Genomic DNA, 14,924 nt, shown 5'->3' with positions numbered 1-14,924 from the left:
CATGGAGATCAAGGAAGCCCTCAACCGGGTGGTCAACCAGCTGGACCTGACCACCGCCGAGATGCAGGACGTGATGCGCCTGATCATGACCGGCCAGTGCACAGACGCGCAGATCGGCGCCTTCCTCATGGGCATGCGCATGAAGAGCGAGACCATCGACGAAATCGTCGGCGCCGCCACCGTCATGCGCGAACTGGCCTCGCCGGTGCGGATCGACGCCGAGCGCCTGGTCGACACCTGCGGCACCGGCGGCGACGGCATGAACGTGTTCAATGTCTCCACCGCTGCGGCGTTCGTCGTTGCCGCGGCCGGCGGCAAGGTGGCCAAGCACGGCAACCGCGCGGTGTCCGGCAAGAGCGGCAGCGCCGATCTGCTGGAGGCCGCCGGGGTCTACTTGAACCTCAAGCCCGAGCAGGTGGCGCGCTGCGTCGAATCCGTCGGCGTCGGCTTCATGTTCGCCCCGGCCCACCACGGTGCCATGAAGCACGCCATCGGCCCGCGTCGCGAGATGGGCCTGCGCACCCTGTTCAACATGCTTGGGCCCATGACCAACCCGGCCGGGGTCAAGCACCAGGTGATCGGCGTGTTCAGCCAGGCGCTGTGCCGGCCGATGGCCGAGGTGCTGCAGCGCCTGGGCAGCCAGCATGTGCTGGTGGTGCATGCCAGCGACGGCCTGGACGAGATCAGCCTGGCCGCGCCGACCCACGTCGCCGAGCTGAAGAACGGCGTGATCAGCGAGTACCGCATCCAGCCCGAGGACTTCGGCATCAAGAGCCAGAGTCTGATCGGCCTGACCGTCGAGGACGCAGCGGATTCGCTGGCGCTGATCCGCGACGCGCTGGGCAAGCGCAAGACCGAGAACGGCCAGAAGGCCGCCGACATGATAGTGCTCAACGCCGGCGCCGCGCTGTACGCCGCCGACCTGGCGACTAGTCTCAAGGAAGGCATGCAGCTGGCGCAGGACGCCCTGCACACCGGCCTGGCCTGGGAGAAACTGGACGAGCTGGTGTCCTTTACCGCTGTATTTCGCGTGGAGAACGAAGGGTGAGCATTCCAACCGTGCTGGAGAAGATCATCGCCCGCAAGTTCGAGGAAGTGACCGAGCGCCTAGCGCGGGTCAGCCTGGCCGAGCTCGAGGCGCAGGCGCGCGGCGCCGATGCGCCGCGCGGCTTCGCCCGCGCCATGCAGCAGCGCGTGGCCAGCAAGCAGGCGGCGGTGATCGCCGAGATCAAGAAGGCCTCGCCGAGCAAGGGCGTGCTGCGCGAACACTTCGTGCCGGCCGAGATCGCCAGGAGCTACGAGGCCGGTGGTGCCGCCTGCCTGTCGGTGCTGACCGACATCGACTTCTTCCAGGGCGCCGACGAATACCTGCAGCAGGCCCGCGCGGCCTGTGCGCTGCCGGTGATCCGCAAGGACTTCATGGTCGACCCCTACCAGATCATCGAGGCCCGCGCGCTGGGCGCCGACTGCGTGCTGCTGATAGTGTCCGCGCTGGACGATGCACGCATGGTCGAGCTGGCCAGCGTGGCCAGGGAGCAGGGGCTGGACGTGCTGGTGGAAGTGCACGACGGCGAGGAGCTGGAGCGTGCGCTCAAGCATCTGGACACGCCGCTGGTGGGCATCAACAACCGTAACCTGCATACCTTCGAAGTCAGCCTGGAAACCACCCTCGACCTGCTGCCGCGCATCCCGCGCGATCGCCTGGTGGTCACCGAGAGTGGCATCCTCAGCCGCGCCGACGTGGAGCTGATGGAGATCAGCGAGGTCTACGCCTTCCTGGTCGGCGAGGCCTTCATGCGCGCAGATGAGCCGGGGGCCGAGCTCAAGCGCCTGTTCTTCCCCGATGGCAAGCGCGTGGTGCAGGGCGCCGATCCGGACTGATTTACTCCGGGCTGCAGAAACAAAAACGCCGCTGATTCAGCGGCGTTTTGCATGGCGCGAGATACTCAGCGGGTGCCGTAGACCACCATGGTCTTGCCCTTCACATGCACCAGGCCCTGCTCCTCCAGTGACTTGAGCACACGTCCGACCATCTCCCGCGAGCAGCCGACGATGCGGCCGATTTCCTGGCGGGTGATCTTGATCTGCATGCCGTCCGGGTGGGTCATGGCGTCCGGTTGCTTGCACAGGTCGAGCAGGGTGCGCGCGACGCGGCCGGTGACGTCGAGGAAGGCCAGGTCACCCACCTTGCGCGTGGTGTTGCGCAGGCGGTCGGCCATCTGGCTGCCCAGGGCGTAGAGGATCTCCGGATCCTGCTGGGTCAGCTCGCGGAACTTCGCGTAGCTCAGTTCCGCGACCTCGCATTCGGTCTTGGCCCGTACCCAGGCACTGCGTTCCTTCTCCTGGCCTTCGCGTTCGAACAGGCCCATCTCGCCGAAGAAGTCTCCGGCATTGAGGTAGGCGATGATCATCTCGCGACCATCGTCGTCCTCGATGAGAATGGTGACCGAGCCCTTGATGATGAAGAACAGGGTTTCGCAACGATCCCCTGCATAGATGATGGTGCTTTTGGCCGTGTAACGGCGGCGGTGACAGTGCGCGAGCAGCTTGTCGATGTTCTTGATCTTGGGTGTGAGGGTAATAGCGACCATGCCCGAGTCCCGAAATTAGTGTAAGCCTTTGTCCAACAGGCGAATTTCTTATTAGTTATCCGAACAAGTGTGCCAGTTATCCGCCGCCAGCTTAACAGACACTGTAGGGCCGACAATGCGAAATTGCGACATAGTCAACACTGATGGCCAGTTAGCATGCCCGAACTGAGCGCTGGGGCGCTGTGCTAAGCTAGCCGACTTTTTCGGGACGGGAGTCTGGCGATGAAAGCACGCATTCAATGGGCCGGCGAGGCCATGTTCCTCGGCGAGTCCGGCAGCGGCCATGTCGTGGTGATGGATGGCCCGCCCGAAGCCGGCGGTCGCAACCTGGGCGTGCGGCCGATGGAGATGGTGCTGCTGGGCCTGGGCGGCTGCAGCAATTTCGATGTGGTCAGCATCCTGAGGAAGGCTCGCCAGCCGGTGGAGAGCTGCGAGGCCTTCCTCGAGGCCGAGCGCGCCGACGAGGATCCCAAGGTGTTCACCAAGATCCACCTGCACTTCGTGGTCAAGGGCCGCGGGCTGAAGGAACCCCAGGTCAAGCGCGCCGTGGAACTGTCGGCGGAGAAGTACTGCTCGGCCTCGATCATGCTCGGCCGTGCCGGCGTGGAAATCAGCCACGACTACGAGATAGTCGAGCTGGGCTGAACCGGTCCATATGAAAAGGCGCCTTGGGGCGCCTTTTCGTTTTCTTCAGATCCGGTAGGTGCTCTTGGTCATGACCTTGGACAGCAGGCTCATGCCCAGCTTGACCGGGGCCGGGAAGCGCAGGCCGCCCGCCTCTATGGCACTGGTCGAGTGCTGCTGCTCGTCCTCGCGCATCTGCTCGAGAATCGCGCGGGTCTTGGCGTCGCCCAGCGGGATCTGCTCCAGGTGCTCGTCCAGGTGTTTGACCACCTGGTCCTCGGTGGCGGCGACGAAGCCCAGGCTGACCCTGTCGCTGATCAGCCCGGCCACCGCGCCGACGCCGAAGGACAGGCCGTAGAACAGCGGGTTGAGCACGCTCGGGTGGCTGCCCAGCTCGCGGATGCGCTGCTCGCACCAGGCCAGGTGATCGACTTCCTCGTCGGCCGCGTGCTCCATGGCCTCGCGCACTCGCGGCAGCCTGGCGGTCAGCGCCTGGCCCTGGTACAGCGCCTGGGCGCAGACCTCGCCGGTGTGGTTGATGCGCATCAGCCCGGCCACGTGGCGGGCCTCGTCCTCGCTCAGTTCGGCGTCGCCCTGCAGTATGGCCGGCGAGGGTCGCGCCGGCGCGCCGCTGAACGGCAGCAGGGTGCGCATGGCGGCATCGGCCTGGATCAACAGGCGGTCTAAGGGGGAAAACTGGCGTTGGCTGGTCATGGCCATCTCCACGGAATGCATGGGCGCAGTTTACCCGAAGCGCGAGGCAGTTTTTTGACCCGCGACAAGGCGACTCAGCCCGGTGGCCAGTGCAGCTGTCGCTGGCCGAGCACATGCATATGGATGTGCTGCACGGTTTGCCCACCCAGGTCGTTGCAATTCATCACCAGGCGGAAGCCCTCGGCGCAGCCCTGCTCCATGGCCAGGCGCTGGGCGGTGTAGAGCAGATGTCCGGCCAGTGGGCGGTCGGCCTCGGTGAGTCGGTCGAGGCTGGCGATGTGGCGCTTGGGGATCACCAGGAAATGCACCGGCGCCTGCGGGCCTATGTCGTGGAAGGCCAGCAGCTGGTCGTCCTCGTAGAGCGTGCGGGCCGCTATCTCGCCGGCGACTATGCGGCAGAACAGGCAGTCCATGAGCTTTCCTCCTGCGGCTTTGGGTATCCTGCGAGTCTAGTACCGCGCAAGGAGTGGCTGTGAAGAACGACGTACACGATCTGGGGCTGGTCCTGGAGTCCCGCGTCAAACTGGTGGTGATCGAGTCCTGGGACGAGCCACGGGTGCTGGAGACCCTGACCTCGCTGGCGATCAAGCGCGGCCTCGGCATCTATACCTGGGCGGTGACCGAGGGGCTGCAGCGCCTGGGCTTCGGCGGCGAGCCGGTGGGCGAGCTGGACAGCCGCGAGCCGGAGCAGGCGCTGCGCCTGATCAAGGCCGACCCGACGCCGAACCTCTATGTGATGTGTGACCTGCACCCCTTCCTCGCCGACAACCCCAAGCTGGTGCGCCTGCTCAAGGAGATCGCGATGAACGAGGCACCGCACAAGCCGACCCTGGTGCTGGTGTCCCACGCGCTCAAGCTGCCGGCCGAGGTGCAGCGGCATGCCGCGCGCTTCAGCCTGGCCCTGCCCGGCGAGGAGGAGCTGCTGGCGCTGGTGCGCGAGGAGGCGGCGCGCTGGAGCGAACGTAACCGTGGCGCGCGGGTGCGCACCGACAATCGCACCCTGCAGCAGGTGGTGAAGAACCTGCGCGGCATGAGTCACGCCGAGGCGCGCACCCTGGCGCGCAGCCTGATCTGCGACGACGGCGCCATCACCCAGGAAGACCTGCCCGAGCTGAACAAGGCCAAGTTCCAGTTGCTCGACATGGAGGGTGTGCTCAGCTTCGAGCACGACACCGCGCGTTTCGCCGAGGTTGGCGGCCTGGTCAACCTCAAGCGCTGGCTGGGCGAGCGCCAGGATATCTTCCTCGGCGGCAAGGCCATGGACATGCCGCGCGGCATGCTGCTGGTCGGCGTGCAGGGGGGCGGCAAGAGCCTGGCGGCCAAGGCGGTGGCCGGTCTGTGGGGCTTGCCGCTGCTGCGGCTGGACTTCGCCGGGCTGTACAACAAGTTCTTCGGCGAGACCGAGCGCAATTTGCGCGAGGCGCTCAAGCTGGCCGAGCAGATGGCGCCCTGCGTGCTGTGGATGGACGAGATCGAGAAGGGCCTGGCCAGCGGCGACAACGACGGCGGCGTCAGTCAGCGCGTGCTCGGCACCCTGCTGACCTGGATGGCCGAGCGCAAGGCGCCGGTGTTCATGGTCGCCACCGCCAACAGCATTCACCGCCTGCCGCCGGAGCTGGTGCGCAAGGGGCGCTTCGACGAGCTGTTCTTCGTCGATCTGCCGGACGCGGCGGTGCGCGCGGAGATCTTCGCCATCCACCTGCGCCGGCGCGAACTGGAACCCGAACAGTTCGACCTGGCGGGTCTGGCCGCGGCCTGCGAGGGCTTCACCGGGGCGGAGATCGAGCAGGTGGTGGTCAGTGCCCTGTATGCGGCCCAGGCGCGTCAGCAGTCGGTGAGTCAGGAGCTGCTGCTGGCCAATATCCAGGGCACGGCGCCGCTGTCGGTGGTGATGGCCGAGGACCTGGCGGCGCTGCGCGCCTGGGCCGACGGGCGCACGGTGAGCGCCGGCTAGGCCTGCTCGACGCCGGCGCGCGGCAGGAGCGGGCGGATCATGCGCATGCTCAGCCGGCGCACCAGGGCTCTTGGAGTCAGGCGCAACAGCTGCGGCAGCAGGCGCTGGCGCCAGTCGGGAATGATGATCGCGCGGTTCTGCTCCAGGCCGCGCACGGCGGCCAGGGCGATGCGCTCCGGGTTGGCCATCCGCCCGTGCCGCTCCAGGCCGGCGCTGTGCAGGCCGGCACGGCGGAAGAAGGCGGTGGCCACCGGTCCCGGGCAGAGCACCGAGACGCCCACGCCGAAGGGCGCCAGTTCGCTGCGCAGCGCCTCGGAGAAGTGCAGCACATAGGCCTTGCTGGCGAAGTAGTTGGCCATCAGCGGCCCCGGCTGGAAGGCGGCCAGGGACGCGACGTTGAGGATCTGCCCGCCACCGTGAGCCTTCATCTCGGCGCCGAGGGCATGGCAGAGCCGGGCCAGCGCCAGCACGTTGAGCTCGATCAGCTCCTGCTCGCGGCGCCAGTCCTGCTCGACGTACGGCCCGGCGCTGCCGATGCCGGCATTGTTCACCAGCAGGTCGATGCGCCGCTCGCCCTGTTCCAGCTCGTGGAGCAGGCCGCTCAGCTGCAGCGGTTCGCTCAGGTCACAGACGCGCAACAGCGCCTCGACGCCGAAGCGCTGGCTCAGTTCGCAGGCGATGCTTTCCAGGGCGTCGCGCTGGCGCGCCACCAGGATCAGGTTACGCCCGCGCCGGGCCAGGGCCAGGCCGAGGCCGCTGGAGGCCCCGGTGACCAGGGCGTAACCGTCGCTCATTCCTGATACTCGGGCATGCCTTCCAGCATCTGTTCGGCCTGCTGGGCGCTTTCGACATAGTCCTGGTATTGCGGGATGGCGATGGCGGCGAGGATGCCGACGATCACAGGGAGCAACAGCCAGCCGAAGGCGAGCACCTTGACCGCGGTGCTGTTGGGCGGCGGCGGCGGTCCATAGCGATTGGCTTCGGAGCTGCCCGGCACCACCAGCATGAGGATGGCGATCACCATGTTGGCCACCGGCACCAGCATCAGCAGCCAGAGCCAGCCCGACCAGTTGAGGTCGTGCAGGCGCTGCACGCCGATCTGCACGCTCACCACCATGGCGGCGATGACGACGGCGGCCAGCAGCAGGCCGCCGACCACGGGGGAGACGGACATGGCGATCAGGGCCGGCACGTAGAGCAGCATGAACAGCAGCGTCATCACCGCGGACCAGCCCAGATAGCGCACCCGGCCTATCCGGCCGTTGACGGTGAAGACTTTCAGCGGACCGTATTCTGGCAGCGCTTCGCCGACTTCGGCCTTGGGCGTGCTGTAGGGCGATGGTTGCTCCGCAGCGGCCGGTGCAGCGGGTGCGCTGGCCGCCAGCTGCGCCTGGCGCGCCAGGTACTTCTCGACGATGATGCCGCAGGCGGCGCACTCGGCGGCCTTGACCTGCCTGTGCCCGCATTTGGGACACTCCATCTCGCCGCTAGCGTCTTGCGCGGCCGGTTCGGCGGGGCGCTGATCGTCGCCATCCACCAGGCTGAGCCCCACGGCCATGTCCTGCTCCTTGCGCACCAGGGCGCCGGCCTTCTGCAGCGCCGCCAGGTACTTGTCGGCTTCCGCCTCGGCCAGGTCGCGCTTGAGCGCCACCGGCGAGCCACTGAACAGCGCATCTATCTTGCTCTGGTCGCTCTTGAACAGGCGGGCCAGGTTGTCTTTCACCGTCTCCAGCGCCATCTCCGGCATCAGCTGGCCGTCGAAGACAATCTTGTAGCGTGCTTCGCTCATACTGCGTCCCTGTCTGCGTTATTGAATGGCTAGAGCCTAGGAGCTTTGCCGGGCGCGGACAAGCAAGCGCCCGGGCAAATTCCCGCTCAGCGCGGCCAGTGCTGGCTAAGCGACGCGGAGCGTCCCTGGGCGGCGCGGTACTCGGCGTCGAGGCGGGCGACCAGTTCCGCCACGCTGGGCAGGTCGTCGATGCCGCCGACGCCCTGGCCGGCGGACCACACGGTCTTCCAGGCCTTGGCCTCGTCGTCCACCGGCTTGAGCTTCTCGCCGTAATTGATGTCGCCCTTGTCCTGCAGGCGCTTCAGATCGTAGCCGGCCTTCTCCAGGCTCTGCCGCATGAAGCTGGCCGGCACGCCGGACACCGCCGGGGTATGCACGATGTCGGCGGCGCGGGCGCCGAGGATCATCTGCTTGTAGGCCTCGTCGGCGTTGCTCTCGCGGGTGGCGATGAAGCGTGTGCCCATGTAGGCCAGGTCGGCGCCGAGCAGTTGGGCGGCGAGCACCTCGTGGCCATGGTTGAGGCAGCCGGAGAGCAGCAGGGTCTTGTCGAAGAACTGGCGGATCTCGGCGATCAGGGCGAAGGGGCTCCAGGTGCCGGCGTGCCCGCCGGCGCCGGCGGCCACCGCGATCAGGCCATCGACTCCGGCCTCGGCGGCCTTTTCCGCGTGGCGGCGGGTGGTGACGTCGTGGAACACCAGGCCGCCGTAGCCGTGCACCGCGTCCACCACCTCCTTGACCGCGCCCAAGCTGGTGATCACCACCGGCACCCTGTGCCGCTCGCAGATGGCCAGGTCCGCCTGCAGACGCGGATTGCTGCCATGCACGATGAGGTTGACCGCGTAGGGCGCCGACTCGGCCGTCAGGCCGGCCTCGATCTCCTCCAGCCAGGCCGCGAAACCGGCGCTGTCGCGCTGGTTCAGTGCCGGAAAGCTGCCCAGCACGCCGCTGTGGCAGCAGGCCAGCACCAGTTGCGGGTTGGACACCAGGAACATCGGCGCGGCGACCACCGGCAGGCGCAGGCGCTGATCGAGCAGGGCGGGCAGGGACATGGTCTTTCCTCTCGTCGTTGTCAGAAGGGTTTCACCACCACCAGGATCACGATGGCCAGCAGGAACAGCACCGGCACCTCGTTGAACCAGCGGTAGAACACATGGCCGCGAACGTTCTCGCCGCGGGCGAAACGCTTGAGCTGGGCGCCGCAGACATGGTGATAGCCGACCAGCAGCAGCACCAGCAGCAGCTTGGCATGCAGCCAGCCCATCTGCAGCCAGGCCGGATTCAGATAGAGCAGCCAGGCGCCGAAGGCCAGGGTGGCGAGCATCGACGGATTCATGATGCCGCGGTACAGCTTGCGCTCCATCACGCAGAAACGCTCACGGCTGGGCGCGTCCTTGGCCATGGCGTGATAGACGAACAGGCGCGGCAAGTAGAACAACCCGGCGAACCAGCAGACGATGGCGATGATGTGCAGGGCCTTGACCCAGAGATAGAGCATGGACGGCATCCGGCGGAGGTTTGCCGTCGATAGTAGAGAAAGCCGCGCCCGCGCGTCACCCATAAGGTTGGCCGGCGCCGCCCGGGGCCTTATCATCGGCAGTCTTTCTCAACGGTCGCGCAGCGGGGGTATGCAATGGTCAAGGTCGGAATAGTCGGCGGCACGGGTTACACCGGCGTGGAGCTGCTGCGTCTGCTGGCCCAGCATCCGCAGGCCGAGGTGGCGGTGATCACCTCGCGCTCCGAGGCCGGAGTCCGGGTCGCCGACATGTACCCCAACCTGCGCGGTCACTACGACGAGCTGGCCTTCAGCGTGCCGGACGTGGCCACCCTGGGCGCCTGCGACGTGGTGTTCTTCGCCACCCCGCACGGCGTGGCCCATGCCCTGGCCGGCGAACTGCTGGCGGCCGGCACCAAGGTCATCGACCTGTCCGCCGACTTCCGTCTGCAGGATGCCGAGGAGTGGGCGCAGTGGTACGGCCAGCCGCACGGCGCGCCCGAACTGCTGCCGGAGGCGGTATACGGCCTGCCGGAAGTCAATCGCGAGGCGATCAAGGGGGCGCGCCTGATCGCCGTGCCCGGCTGCTACCCGACCGCCACCCAGCTCGGCCTGATTCCTCTGCTGGAGGCCGGCCTGGCCGACCCGAGCCGGCTGATCGCCAACTGCGCCTCCGGTGTCAGCGGCGCCGGTCGCGGCGCCAAGGTCGGCTCGCTGCTGTGCGAAGCCAGCGAGAGCATGATGGCCTATTCGGTCAAGGGCCACCGTCACCTGCCGGAGATCAGCCAGGGCCTGCGCCGCGCCGCCGGCGGGCCGGTCGGCCTGACCTTCGTGCCGCACCTGGCGCCGATGATCCGCGGCATCCACGCCACCCTGTACGCCACCGTCGCCGATCGCGGCGTGGACCTGCAGGCGCTGTTCGAGAAGCGCTATGCCAACGAGCCCTTCGTCGATGTGATGCCGACCGGCAGTCATCCGGAGACCCGCAGCGTGCGTGGCGCCAACGTCTGCCGCATCGCCGTGCATCGCCCGCAGGGCGGCGAGTTGGTGGTGGTGCTGGCGGTCATCGACAACCTGGTCAAGGGCGCCTCCGGTCAGGCCGTGCAGAACATGAACATCCTGTTCGGTCTGGACGAGCGCCTGGGTCTGGCCCACGCCGCGCTGCTGCCCTGATCTTGCCCGCAACCGCGGCACGTTGAATTCGTCGCGCTCGCGGCCCTCTAAGCAACAGGTGCGCGGGCTCGCGCCGCTGCACAATAATTGACCGATTTACTCGGGTAAGTGGATAATGCCGCCCCTGTGGTATGCAACATGGCGCCGGGCGCCGGGAGAACAGCAAGATGAGCGTCGAGACCTTCACTCCAACCCCCCTGATCTTCACCCAGGGCGCGGCGAACAAGGTGAAGAGCCTGGTCGATGAGGAGGGCAACCCGCGCCTGAAGCTGCGCGTGTTCGTCACCGGCGGCGGCTGCTCCGGCTTCCAGTACGGCTTCACCTTCGATGAGGAGGTGGCTGAGGACGACACCATAGTCGAGCGCGAGGGCGTCAGCCTGGTGGTCGACCCGATGAGCTTCCAGTACCTGGCCGGCGCCGAGGTGGACTATCAGGAAGGCCTGGAAGGTTCGCGCTTCGTGATCAACAACCCCAACGCCACCACCACCTGCGGTTGCGGCTCGTCCTTCTCGATCTGAGTCCGCCGCAATGAACGAGGCCGCGCCTGTGCGCGGCCTTTTCGTTTGCGGCTAGGCCGGGTAGATGGCGCCGAGCACGCGCGGCCCTCGGGCGCCGCTGACGCTGGGGCGGTTGGCCGCAATGCGCTGCAGACAGCAGTGAGCCAGCCAGGCGAAGGCCATGGCCTCCACCCAGTCCGGCGGCACGCCGCGCGTGGCGGTGCTGGCCACCTTGCAGCCCGGCAGCAGTTCCTGCAGGCGCCGCATCAGCATGCCGTTGTGCGCGCCGCCGCCGCAGACCAGCAGCTCGCCGGTGTCTGGCTGGGCCTGGCGCAGCGACTCGACGATGCTGCGCGCGCTCAGTTCCAGCAGGCTGCGCTGGACATCGGCGGCGGGCAGTTCGGTGAAGGAGGCCAAGTGGCGTTCCAGCCAGGACAGATTGAACAGCTCGCGACCGGTGCTCTTCGGCCCCGTGCCGGCGAAGTAGGGATCGCCCAGCAGGCGGCCCAACAGCGCCTCGTTCGGGCTACCGCTAGCGGCCCAGGCGCCGTCGCGGTCGAAGCTTTCGCCGCGGATCTTGCCGATCCAGGCGTCCAGCAGCACGTTACCCGGCCCGCAGTCGAAGCCGCGCACCGGCTGACCGGGGGCGATTAGGCTGAGGTTGCTGAAGCCGCCGATATTGAGCACGGCGCAGGGGATGTCCGCATGCTCGAACAGCGCCTCGTGGAAGGCCGGTACCAGCGGCGCGCCCTGGCCGCCAGCGGCTACGTCGCGGCGGCGGAAGTCGGCGACCACCTCGATGCCGGTCAGCTCGGCCAGCAGGGCGGGATTGCCGATCTGCACGGTGAAGCCGCGCGCCGGCTCGTGGCGCACGGTCTGGCCGTGGCTACCGATGGCGCGGATATCGCTCGGGCCGAGTCCTTCGCGCTGCAGCAGTTCATGGATGCCGGTGGCCGCCAGTTCCACCCAGTGCCGTTCGGCGATGGCGGCGCGCGCCAGCTCGTCCGGCCCCGGCGCGCACAGTGCCAGCAGCTCGGCGCGCAGCTCGGTCGGCATGGGTAGGTAGTGGTGGGCGAGCAGGCTGGGCTGGCTGTCCTGCTGGATCAGGGCGATGTCCAGCCCGTCGAGACTGGTGCCGGACATCACCCCCAGGTAGCGCGGCATCTCAGGGCTGCTTGGCAGAGGCCAACAGGGTGGCCTTTTCCTGATCCATGCGTGCCATCAGCGGCTTGCTCAGCTGCAGGAAACGCTGTTTCTCGCTGCGCGCGATGGGGTCGGCCATCGGCAGCTTCTGGCTGAGCGGGTCGACATGGCGGCCGTTGACCTGAAACTCGTAGTGCAGGTGCGGCCCGGTGGACAGGCCGGTGGTGCCGATATAGCCGATGATCTGCCCCTGCTTGACGCTGCCACCGGTGCGGATGCCCTTGGCGAAGCCCTGCATGTGCGCGTACAGGGTGCGGTAGCTGTTGCCGTGCTGGATGATGACGGTATTGCCGTAACCGCCCTTGCGCCCGGCCAGCTGTATCCGGCCATCGCCGGCGGCCTTGATCGGGGTGCCGCGCGGGGCGGCGTAGTCCACGCCCTTGTGCGCGCGAATCTTGTTGAGAATCGGATGGCGGCGGCCCATGGAGAACTTCGAGCTGATGCGGGCGAAGTCCACCGGCGTGCGGATGAACGCCTTGCGCATGCTGGTGCCATCGGCGTTGTAGTAGCTGGTGACGCCCTGCTTGTTGGTGTAGCGCACGGCACTGTAGGTCTTGCCGCGGTTGGTGAAGCGTGCCGAGAGGATATTGCCGCTGCCGACGCGCTTGTCGTTCACCACCTGCTCTTCGTAGATCAGCTCGAATTCGTCACCTTCGCGGATGTCCAGGGCGAAGTCGATGTCGTAGCCGAAGATGTTGGCCAGGTCCATGGTCAGGCTGTGCGACAGCCCGGCGCGCTTGGCCGACAGGAACAGCGAGCTGTTGATCACGCCGTGCGCATAAGCGGTGCGCACGTCGGGTTTGACCAGTTCGCGCTTGAAGGCGAAGCCCTTGTCGCTGCGGTTCAGGGAGATGCTTTCCAGGTCGCTGAGCCTGCTGCTCAGGCGCTCCAGCTTGCCATCGTCGGTCAGTTTGAAGTCCAGAACCTGGCCGACGTGCAGACGGCCGAAGCGCTTAGCCTCCTTGCTGCTATTCAGGGCTTCGTGCAGTGCGTTGGCGTCCAGGCCGACCCGCGAGAACACGGTCGACAGCGTATCGCCGTTGGCGACGGTGACGCTCTTCTGCAGCGGGTCTGTGGCTTGGGTGGGCTGGCTATCTTCGTTGTTCTTGTTCGCGTCTGCTCGGGCGCTGTTCTTGTTGTCGGTGAGTCGGGTGGCGAAAGGCGACTGACGATCCCCATCGGGCTGGCCGGGTCGGAGATCGTCCTTCTCCTGCACTACCTGCTCGGAGCCGTTGTCCAGCTCCAGATTGAGGTAGGTCTTCTTCGCCTCGACTTCGCGCGATGGGAACACCAGCAAGGCCAGGCTCAGCAGCGCCGCTACGCCGCTGGCCGCCAGCAGGTGGCTCCGCGGATAGGGCGGGGCTTTGGGTACGGAATGCGTCATGGCTCAGGGTGTTTCTTGGAAGAATGCATTAACTGATTAAAATATAATCAAATTTCTCTGTAGGCAACCCTGGCGCCAGATTATCGGCCAGGCGGTCCCTCGGCCGCAGAGCTTGTAATTGGTCATTGATCTTGTATGTTTGGTTCCCTTTTCGGTTAGCGAGTGGCGACGAGTCCTGTCATGAAGTCGGTAGAAGAGCAGCTGACGCTGATCAAGCGTGGCGCGGAAGAGGTTCTGGTCGAGGCCGAACTGGTGGAGAAGCTCAAGCGCGGTGAGCCGCTGCGGATCAAGGCGGGCTTCGACCCGACCGCGCCGGACCTGCACCTGGGGCACACCGTGCTTATTAATAAGCTGCGCCAGTTTCAGGAGCTTGGTCATCAGGTGATCTTCCTGATCGGTGACTTCACCGGGATGATCGGTGACCCCAGCGGCAAGAGCGCTACCCGTCCGCCGCTGACCCGCGAGCAGGTATTGGCCAACGCCGAGACCTACAAGGCCCAGGTATTCAAGATCCTCGATCCGGCCAAGACCGAGGTGGCCTTCAACTCCACCTGGATGGATCAGCTGAGTCCGGCGGATTTCATTCGTCTGGCCTCCCAGTACACCGTGGCGCGCATGCTCGAGCGCGACGACTTCCAGAAGCGTTACGAGGGTAGCCAGCCGATCGCCATCCACGAGTTCCTCTATCCGCTGGTGCAGGGCTACGACTCGGTGGCGCTGCGCGCGGACGTCGAGCTCGGCGGCACCGACCAGAAGTTCAACCTGCTGATGGGGCGCGAGCTGCAGCGCGCCTACGGTCAGTCGTCGCAGTGCATCGTCACCATGCCGCTGCTCGAAGGCCTGGATGGCGTGAAGAAGATGTCCAAGTCGCTGGGTAACTATGTCGGCATCCAGGAGGCGCCGGGCGTCATGTACAACAAGCTGGTGTCGATGCCCGACTCGCTGATGTGGCGTTACTTCGAGCTGCTGAGCTTCCGTTCCATGGAAGAGATCGAGCAGTTCAAGGTCGAGGTGGACAAGGGCGCCAATCCCCGCGACATCAAGATCAAGCTGGCCGAGGAGATCGTCGCGCGCTTCCATGGCGAAGAGGCCGCGGCAACCGCGCACCGTTCCGCGGGCAATCGCCTGAAGGATGGCGAGCTGCCGGACGATCTGCCGGAGGTCGAGCTGCTCTCTATGGAGGATATGCCGATCTCGTCCGTCCTTAATAAGGCAGGCCTGGTAAAGAACGCGGCCGCCGCCCGCGACCTGCTGAATGCCGGCAGCGTGAAGGTGGATGGCGAGGTGGTCGATCGCGGCTTCGTCTTCAAGCTGGGCTCCGTGCATGTCTGTCAGGCCGGGAAGAAGGCCTTCGCACGTATCTCCCTGAAAGCAGAGTGAAAATCTTTGCACAAAGGAGTTGACGGCGCGGATTAGATCCTTAGAATGCGCACCACTTCCGGCGCGGTCCTCTCGGAAAACTCCTTGAAAATCAAAGAGTTGATCCGAATGAAGGGTTGCGCC

Annotated in this window: 16 protein-coding genes; 7 read left to right on the top strand and 9 right to left on the bottom strand. The window is 66.4% G+C overall.

Features of this window, described 5'->3' with window-relative positions; all coding sequences use genetic code 11:
* The first annotated feature begins 1 nt into the window (after nucleotide 1).
* Together trpD and trpC are read left to right on the top strand one after the other, a co-directional pair.
* A complete protein-coding gene (gene trpD / locus AAFN46_RS17265; RefSeq protein ID WP_347809937.1) occupies nucleotides 2-1,048 on the top strand; it encodes an anthranilate phosphoribosyltransferase in 1,047 nt (348 codons plus the stop codon).
* The gene (gene trpC, locus AAFN46_RS17260) at nucleotides 1,045-1,881 is read left to right on the top strand and encodes an indole-3-glycerol phosphate synthase TrpC (RefSeq protein ID WP_347809936.1); all 837 of its coding nucleotides are present in this window, start codon (nucleotides 1,045-1,047) and stop codon (nucleotides 1,879-1,881) included. Before trpD ends, trpC begins: the two co-directional genes overlap by 4 nt.
* A 65-nt stretch (nucleotides 1,882-1,946) precedes the next feature.
* Here the strand turns inward: trpC and crp are convergent, their stop codons facing one another.
* Nucleotides 1,947-2,591, bottom strand: a complete 645-nt coding sequence (gene crp / locus AAFN46_RS17255; protein WP_347809935.1) for a cAMP-activated global transcriptional regulator CRP — start codon at nucleotides 2,589-2,591, stop codon at nucleotides 1,947-1,949.
* 222 nt (nucleotides 2,592-2,813) lie between these two features.
* Here crp and AAFN46_RS17250 point away from each other — a divergent pair, with 222 nt between their 5' ends.
* On the top strand, nucleotides 2,814-3,236 hold the full coding sequence (locus AAFN46_RS17250; protein ID WP_347809934.1) for an OsmC family protein: 423 nt from the start codon (nucleotides 2,814-2,816) through the stop codon (nucleotides 3,234-3,236).
* A 45-nt stretch (nucleotides 3,237-3,281) separates the two neighbouring features.
* Here AAFN46_RS17250 and coq7 read toward each other — a convergent pair whose 3' ends face one another.
* Nucleotides 3,282-3,929, bottom strand: a complete 648-nt coding sequence (gene coq7, locus AAFN46_RS17245) for a 2-polyprenyl-3-methyl-6-methoxy-1,4-benzoquinone monooxygenase (protein WP_347809933.1) — start codon at nucleotides 3,927-3,929, stop codon at nucleotides 3,282-3,284.
* A 74-nt stretch (nucleotides 3,930-4,003) separates the two neighbouring features.
* Nucleotides 4,004-4,342 carry a histidine triad nucleotide-binding protein gene (locus AAFN46_RS17240; RefSeq protein ID WP_347809932.1) on the bottom strand — a complete coding sequence of 113 codons (339 nt, stop codon included), beginning with the start codon at nucleotides 4,340-4,342 and terminating at the stop codon, nucleotides 4,004-4,006.
* A gap of 59 nt (nucleotides 4,343-4,401) precedes the next feature.
* Between AAFN46_RS17240 and AAFN46_RS17235 the strand changes: the two genes are divergently transcribed.
* Nucleotides 4,402-5,883 (top strand): AAA family ATPase, encoded by a 1,482-nt coding sequence (locus AAFN46_RS17235; protein ID WP_347809931.1) that lies wholly within the window; start codon nucleotides 4,402-4,404, stop codon nucleotides 5,881-5,883.
* Here the strand turns inward: AAFN46_RS17235 and AAFN46_RS17230 are convergent.
* From AAFN46_RS17230 to hemJ, 4 genes are all read right to left on the bottom strand, one after another.
* Nucleotides 5,880-6,677, bottom strand: coding sequence for an SDR family oxidoreductase (locus AAFN46_RS17230; RefSeq protein ID WP_347809930.1), 798 nt, complete (start codon nucleotides 6,675-6,677; stop codon nucleotides 5,880-5,882). The genes AAFN46_RS17235 and AAFN46_RS17230 overlap by 4 nt on opposite strands.
* The gene (locus tag AAFN46_RS17225; protein ID WP_347809929.1) at nucleotides 6,674-7,672 is read right to left on the bottom strand and encodes a DUF805 domain-containing protein; all 999 of its coding nucleotides are present in this window, start codon (nucleotides 7,670-7,672) and stop codon (nucleotides 6,674-6,676) included. The genes AAFN46_RS17230 and AAFN46_RS17225 overlap by 4 nt, the downstream gene beginning before the upstream one ends.
* Before the next feature lie 86 nt (nucleotides 7,673-7,758).
* Nucleotides 7,759-8,721 (bottom strand): nitronate monooxygenase family protein, encoded by a 963-nt coding sequence (locus AAFN46_RS17220; RefSeq protein ID WP_347809928.1) that lies wholly within the window; start codon nucleotides 8,719-8,721, stop codon nucleotides 7,759-7,761.
* A 20-nt stretch (nucleotides 8,722-8,741) separates the two neighbouring features.
* Nucleotides 8,742-9,167, bottom strand: a complete 426-nt coding sequence (gene hemJ, locus AAFN46_RS17215; protein WP_347809927.1) for a protoporphyrinogen oxidase HemJ — start codon at nucleotides 9,165-9,167, stop codon at nucleotides 8,742-8,744.
* 135 nt (nucleotides 9,168-9,302) lie between these two features.
* Between hemJ and argC the strand changes: the two genes are divergently transcribed.
* Together argC and erpA are read left to right on the top strand one after the other, a co-directional pair.
* The gene (gene argC / locus AAFN46_RS17210) at nucleotides 9,303-10,337 is read left to right on the top strand and encodes an N-acetyl-gamma-glutamyl-phosphate reductase (protein ID WP_347809926.1); all 1,035 of its coding nucleotides are present in this window, start codon (nucleotides 9,303-9,305) and stop codon (nucleotides 10,335-10,337) included.
* Between the two features lie 167 nt (nucleotides 10,338-10,504).
* Entirely contained in the window at nucleotides 10,505-10,855 is a 351-nt protein-coding gene (erpA, locus tag AAFN46_RS17205; RefSeq protein ID WP_347809925.1) for an iron-sulfur cluster insertion protein ErpA, read from the top strand.
* Between the two features lie 51 nt (nucleotides 10,856-10,906).
* On the opposite strand, the gene AAFN46_RS17200 is transcribed toward erpA, so the two are convergent.
* Both AAFN46_RS17200 and AAFN46_RS17195 read right to left on the bottom strand, forming a co-directional pair.
* On the bottom strand, nucleotides 10,907-11,998 hold the full coding sequence (locus AAFN46_RS17200; RefSeq protein WP_347809924.1) for an anhydro-N-acetylmuramic acid kinase: 1,092 nt from the start codon (nucleotides 11,996-11,998) through the stop codon (nucleotides 10,907-10,909).
* A gap of 1 nt (nucleotide 11,999) precedes the next feature.
* Nucleotides 12,000-13,421 carry a peptidoglycan DD-metalloendopeptidase family protein gene (locus tag AAFN46_RS17195; RefSeq protein WP_347809923.1) on the bottom strand — a complete coding sequence of 474 codons (1,422 nt, stop codon included), beginning with the start codon at nucleotides 13,419-13,421 and terminating at the stop codon, nucleotides 12,000-12,002.
* A gap of 180 nt (nucleotides 13,422-13,601) precedes the next feature.
* Here AAFN46_RS17195 and tyrS point away from each other — a divergent pair, with 180 nt between their 5' ends.
* Nucleotides 13,602-14,801 carry a tyrosine--tRNA ligase gene (tyrS, locus tag AAFN46_RS17190; RefSeq protein ID WP_347809922.1) on the top strand — a complete coding sequence of 400 codons (1,200 nt, stop codon included), beginning with the start codon at nucleotides 13,602-13,604 and terminating at the stop codon, nucleotides 14,799-14,801.
* Nucleotides 14,802-14,924 lie beyond the last annotated feature (123 nt).

Origin of the sequence: Pseudomonas sp. CAU 1711 (assembly GCF_039888625.1) — a bacterium.
GTDB lineage: Bacteria > Pseudomonadota > Gammaproteobacteria > Pseudomonadales > Pseudomonadaceae > Aquipseudomonas.
The sequence above is the reverse complement of the archived record's forward strand: the minus strand, read 5'-3'. Positions and strand labels throughout refer to the sequence as shown.

What these genes read in the sequence shown, in the direction of transcription:
- trpD (WP_347809937.1), top strand. Translation starts at nt 2, where the DNA reads ATGGAGATCAAGGAAGCCCTCAACCGGGTGGTCAACCAGCTGGACCTG.
- crp (WP_347809935.1), bottom strand. Translation starts at nt 2,591, where the DNA reads ATGGTCGCTATTACCCTCACACCCAAGATCAAGAACATCGACAAGCTG.
- AAFN46_RS17250 (WP_347809934.1), top strand. Translation starts at nt 2,814, where the DNA reads ATGAAAGCACGCATTCAATGGGCCGGCGAGGCCATGTTCCTCGGCGAG.
- coq7 (WP_347809933.1), bottom strand. Translation starts at nt 3,929, where the DNA reads ATGACCAGCCAACGCCAGTTTTCCCCCTTAGACCGCCTGTTGATCCAG.
- AAFN46_RS17240 (WP_347809932.1), bottom strand. Translation starts at nt 4,342, where the DNA reads ATGGACTGCCTGTTCTGCCGCATAGTCGCCGGCGAGATAGCGGCCCGC.
- AAFN46_RS17230 (WP_347809930.1), bottom strand. Translation starts at nt 6,677, where the DNA reads ATGAGCGACGGTTACGCCCTGGTCACCGGGGCCTCCAGCGGCCTCGGC.
- AAFN46_RS17225 (WP_347809929.1), bottom strand. Translation starts at nt 7,672, where the DNA reads ATGAGCGAAGCACGCTACAAGATTGTCTTCGACGGCCAGCTGATGCCG.
- AAFN46_RS17220 (WP_347809928.1), bottom strand. Translation starts at nt 8,721, where the DNA reads ATGTCCCTGCCCGCCCTGCTCGATCAGCGCCTGCGCCTGCCGGTGGTC.
- hemJ (WP_347809927.1), bottom strand. Translation starts at nt 9,167, where the DNA reads ATGCTCTATCTCTGGGTCAAGGCCCTGCACATCATCGCCATCGTCTGC.
- argC (WP_347809926.1), top strand. Translation starts at nt 9,303, where the DNA reads ATGGTCAAGGTCGGAATAGTCGGCGGCACGGGTTACACCGGCGTGGAG.
- erpA (WP_347809925.1), top strand. Translation starts at nt 10,505, where the DNA reads ATGAGCGTCGAGACCTTCACTCCAACCCCCCTGATCTTCACCCAGGGC.
- AAFN46_RS17200 (WP_347809924.1), bottom strand. Translation starts at nt 11,998, where the DNA reads ATGCCGCGCTACCTGGGGGTGATGTCCGGCACCAGTCTCGACGGGCTG.
- AAFN46_RS17195 (WP_347809923.1), bottom strand. Translation starts at nt 13,421, where the DNA reads ATGACGCATTCCGTACCCAAAGCCCCGCCCTATCCGCGGAGCCACCTG.
- tyrS (WP_347809922.1), top strand. Translation starts at nt 13,602, where the DNA reads ATGAAGTCGGTAGAAGAGCAGCTGACGCTGATCAAGCGTGGCGCGGAA.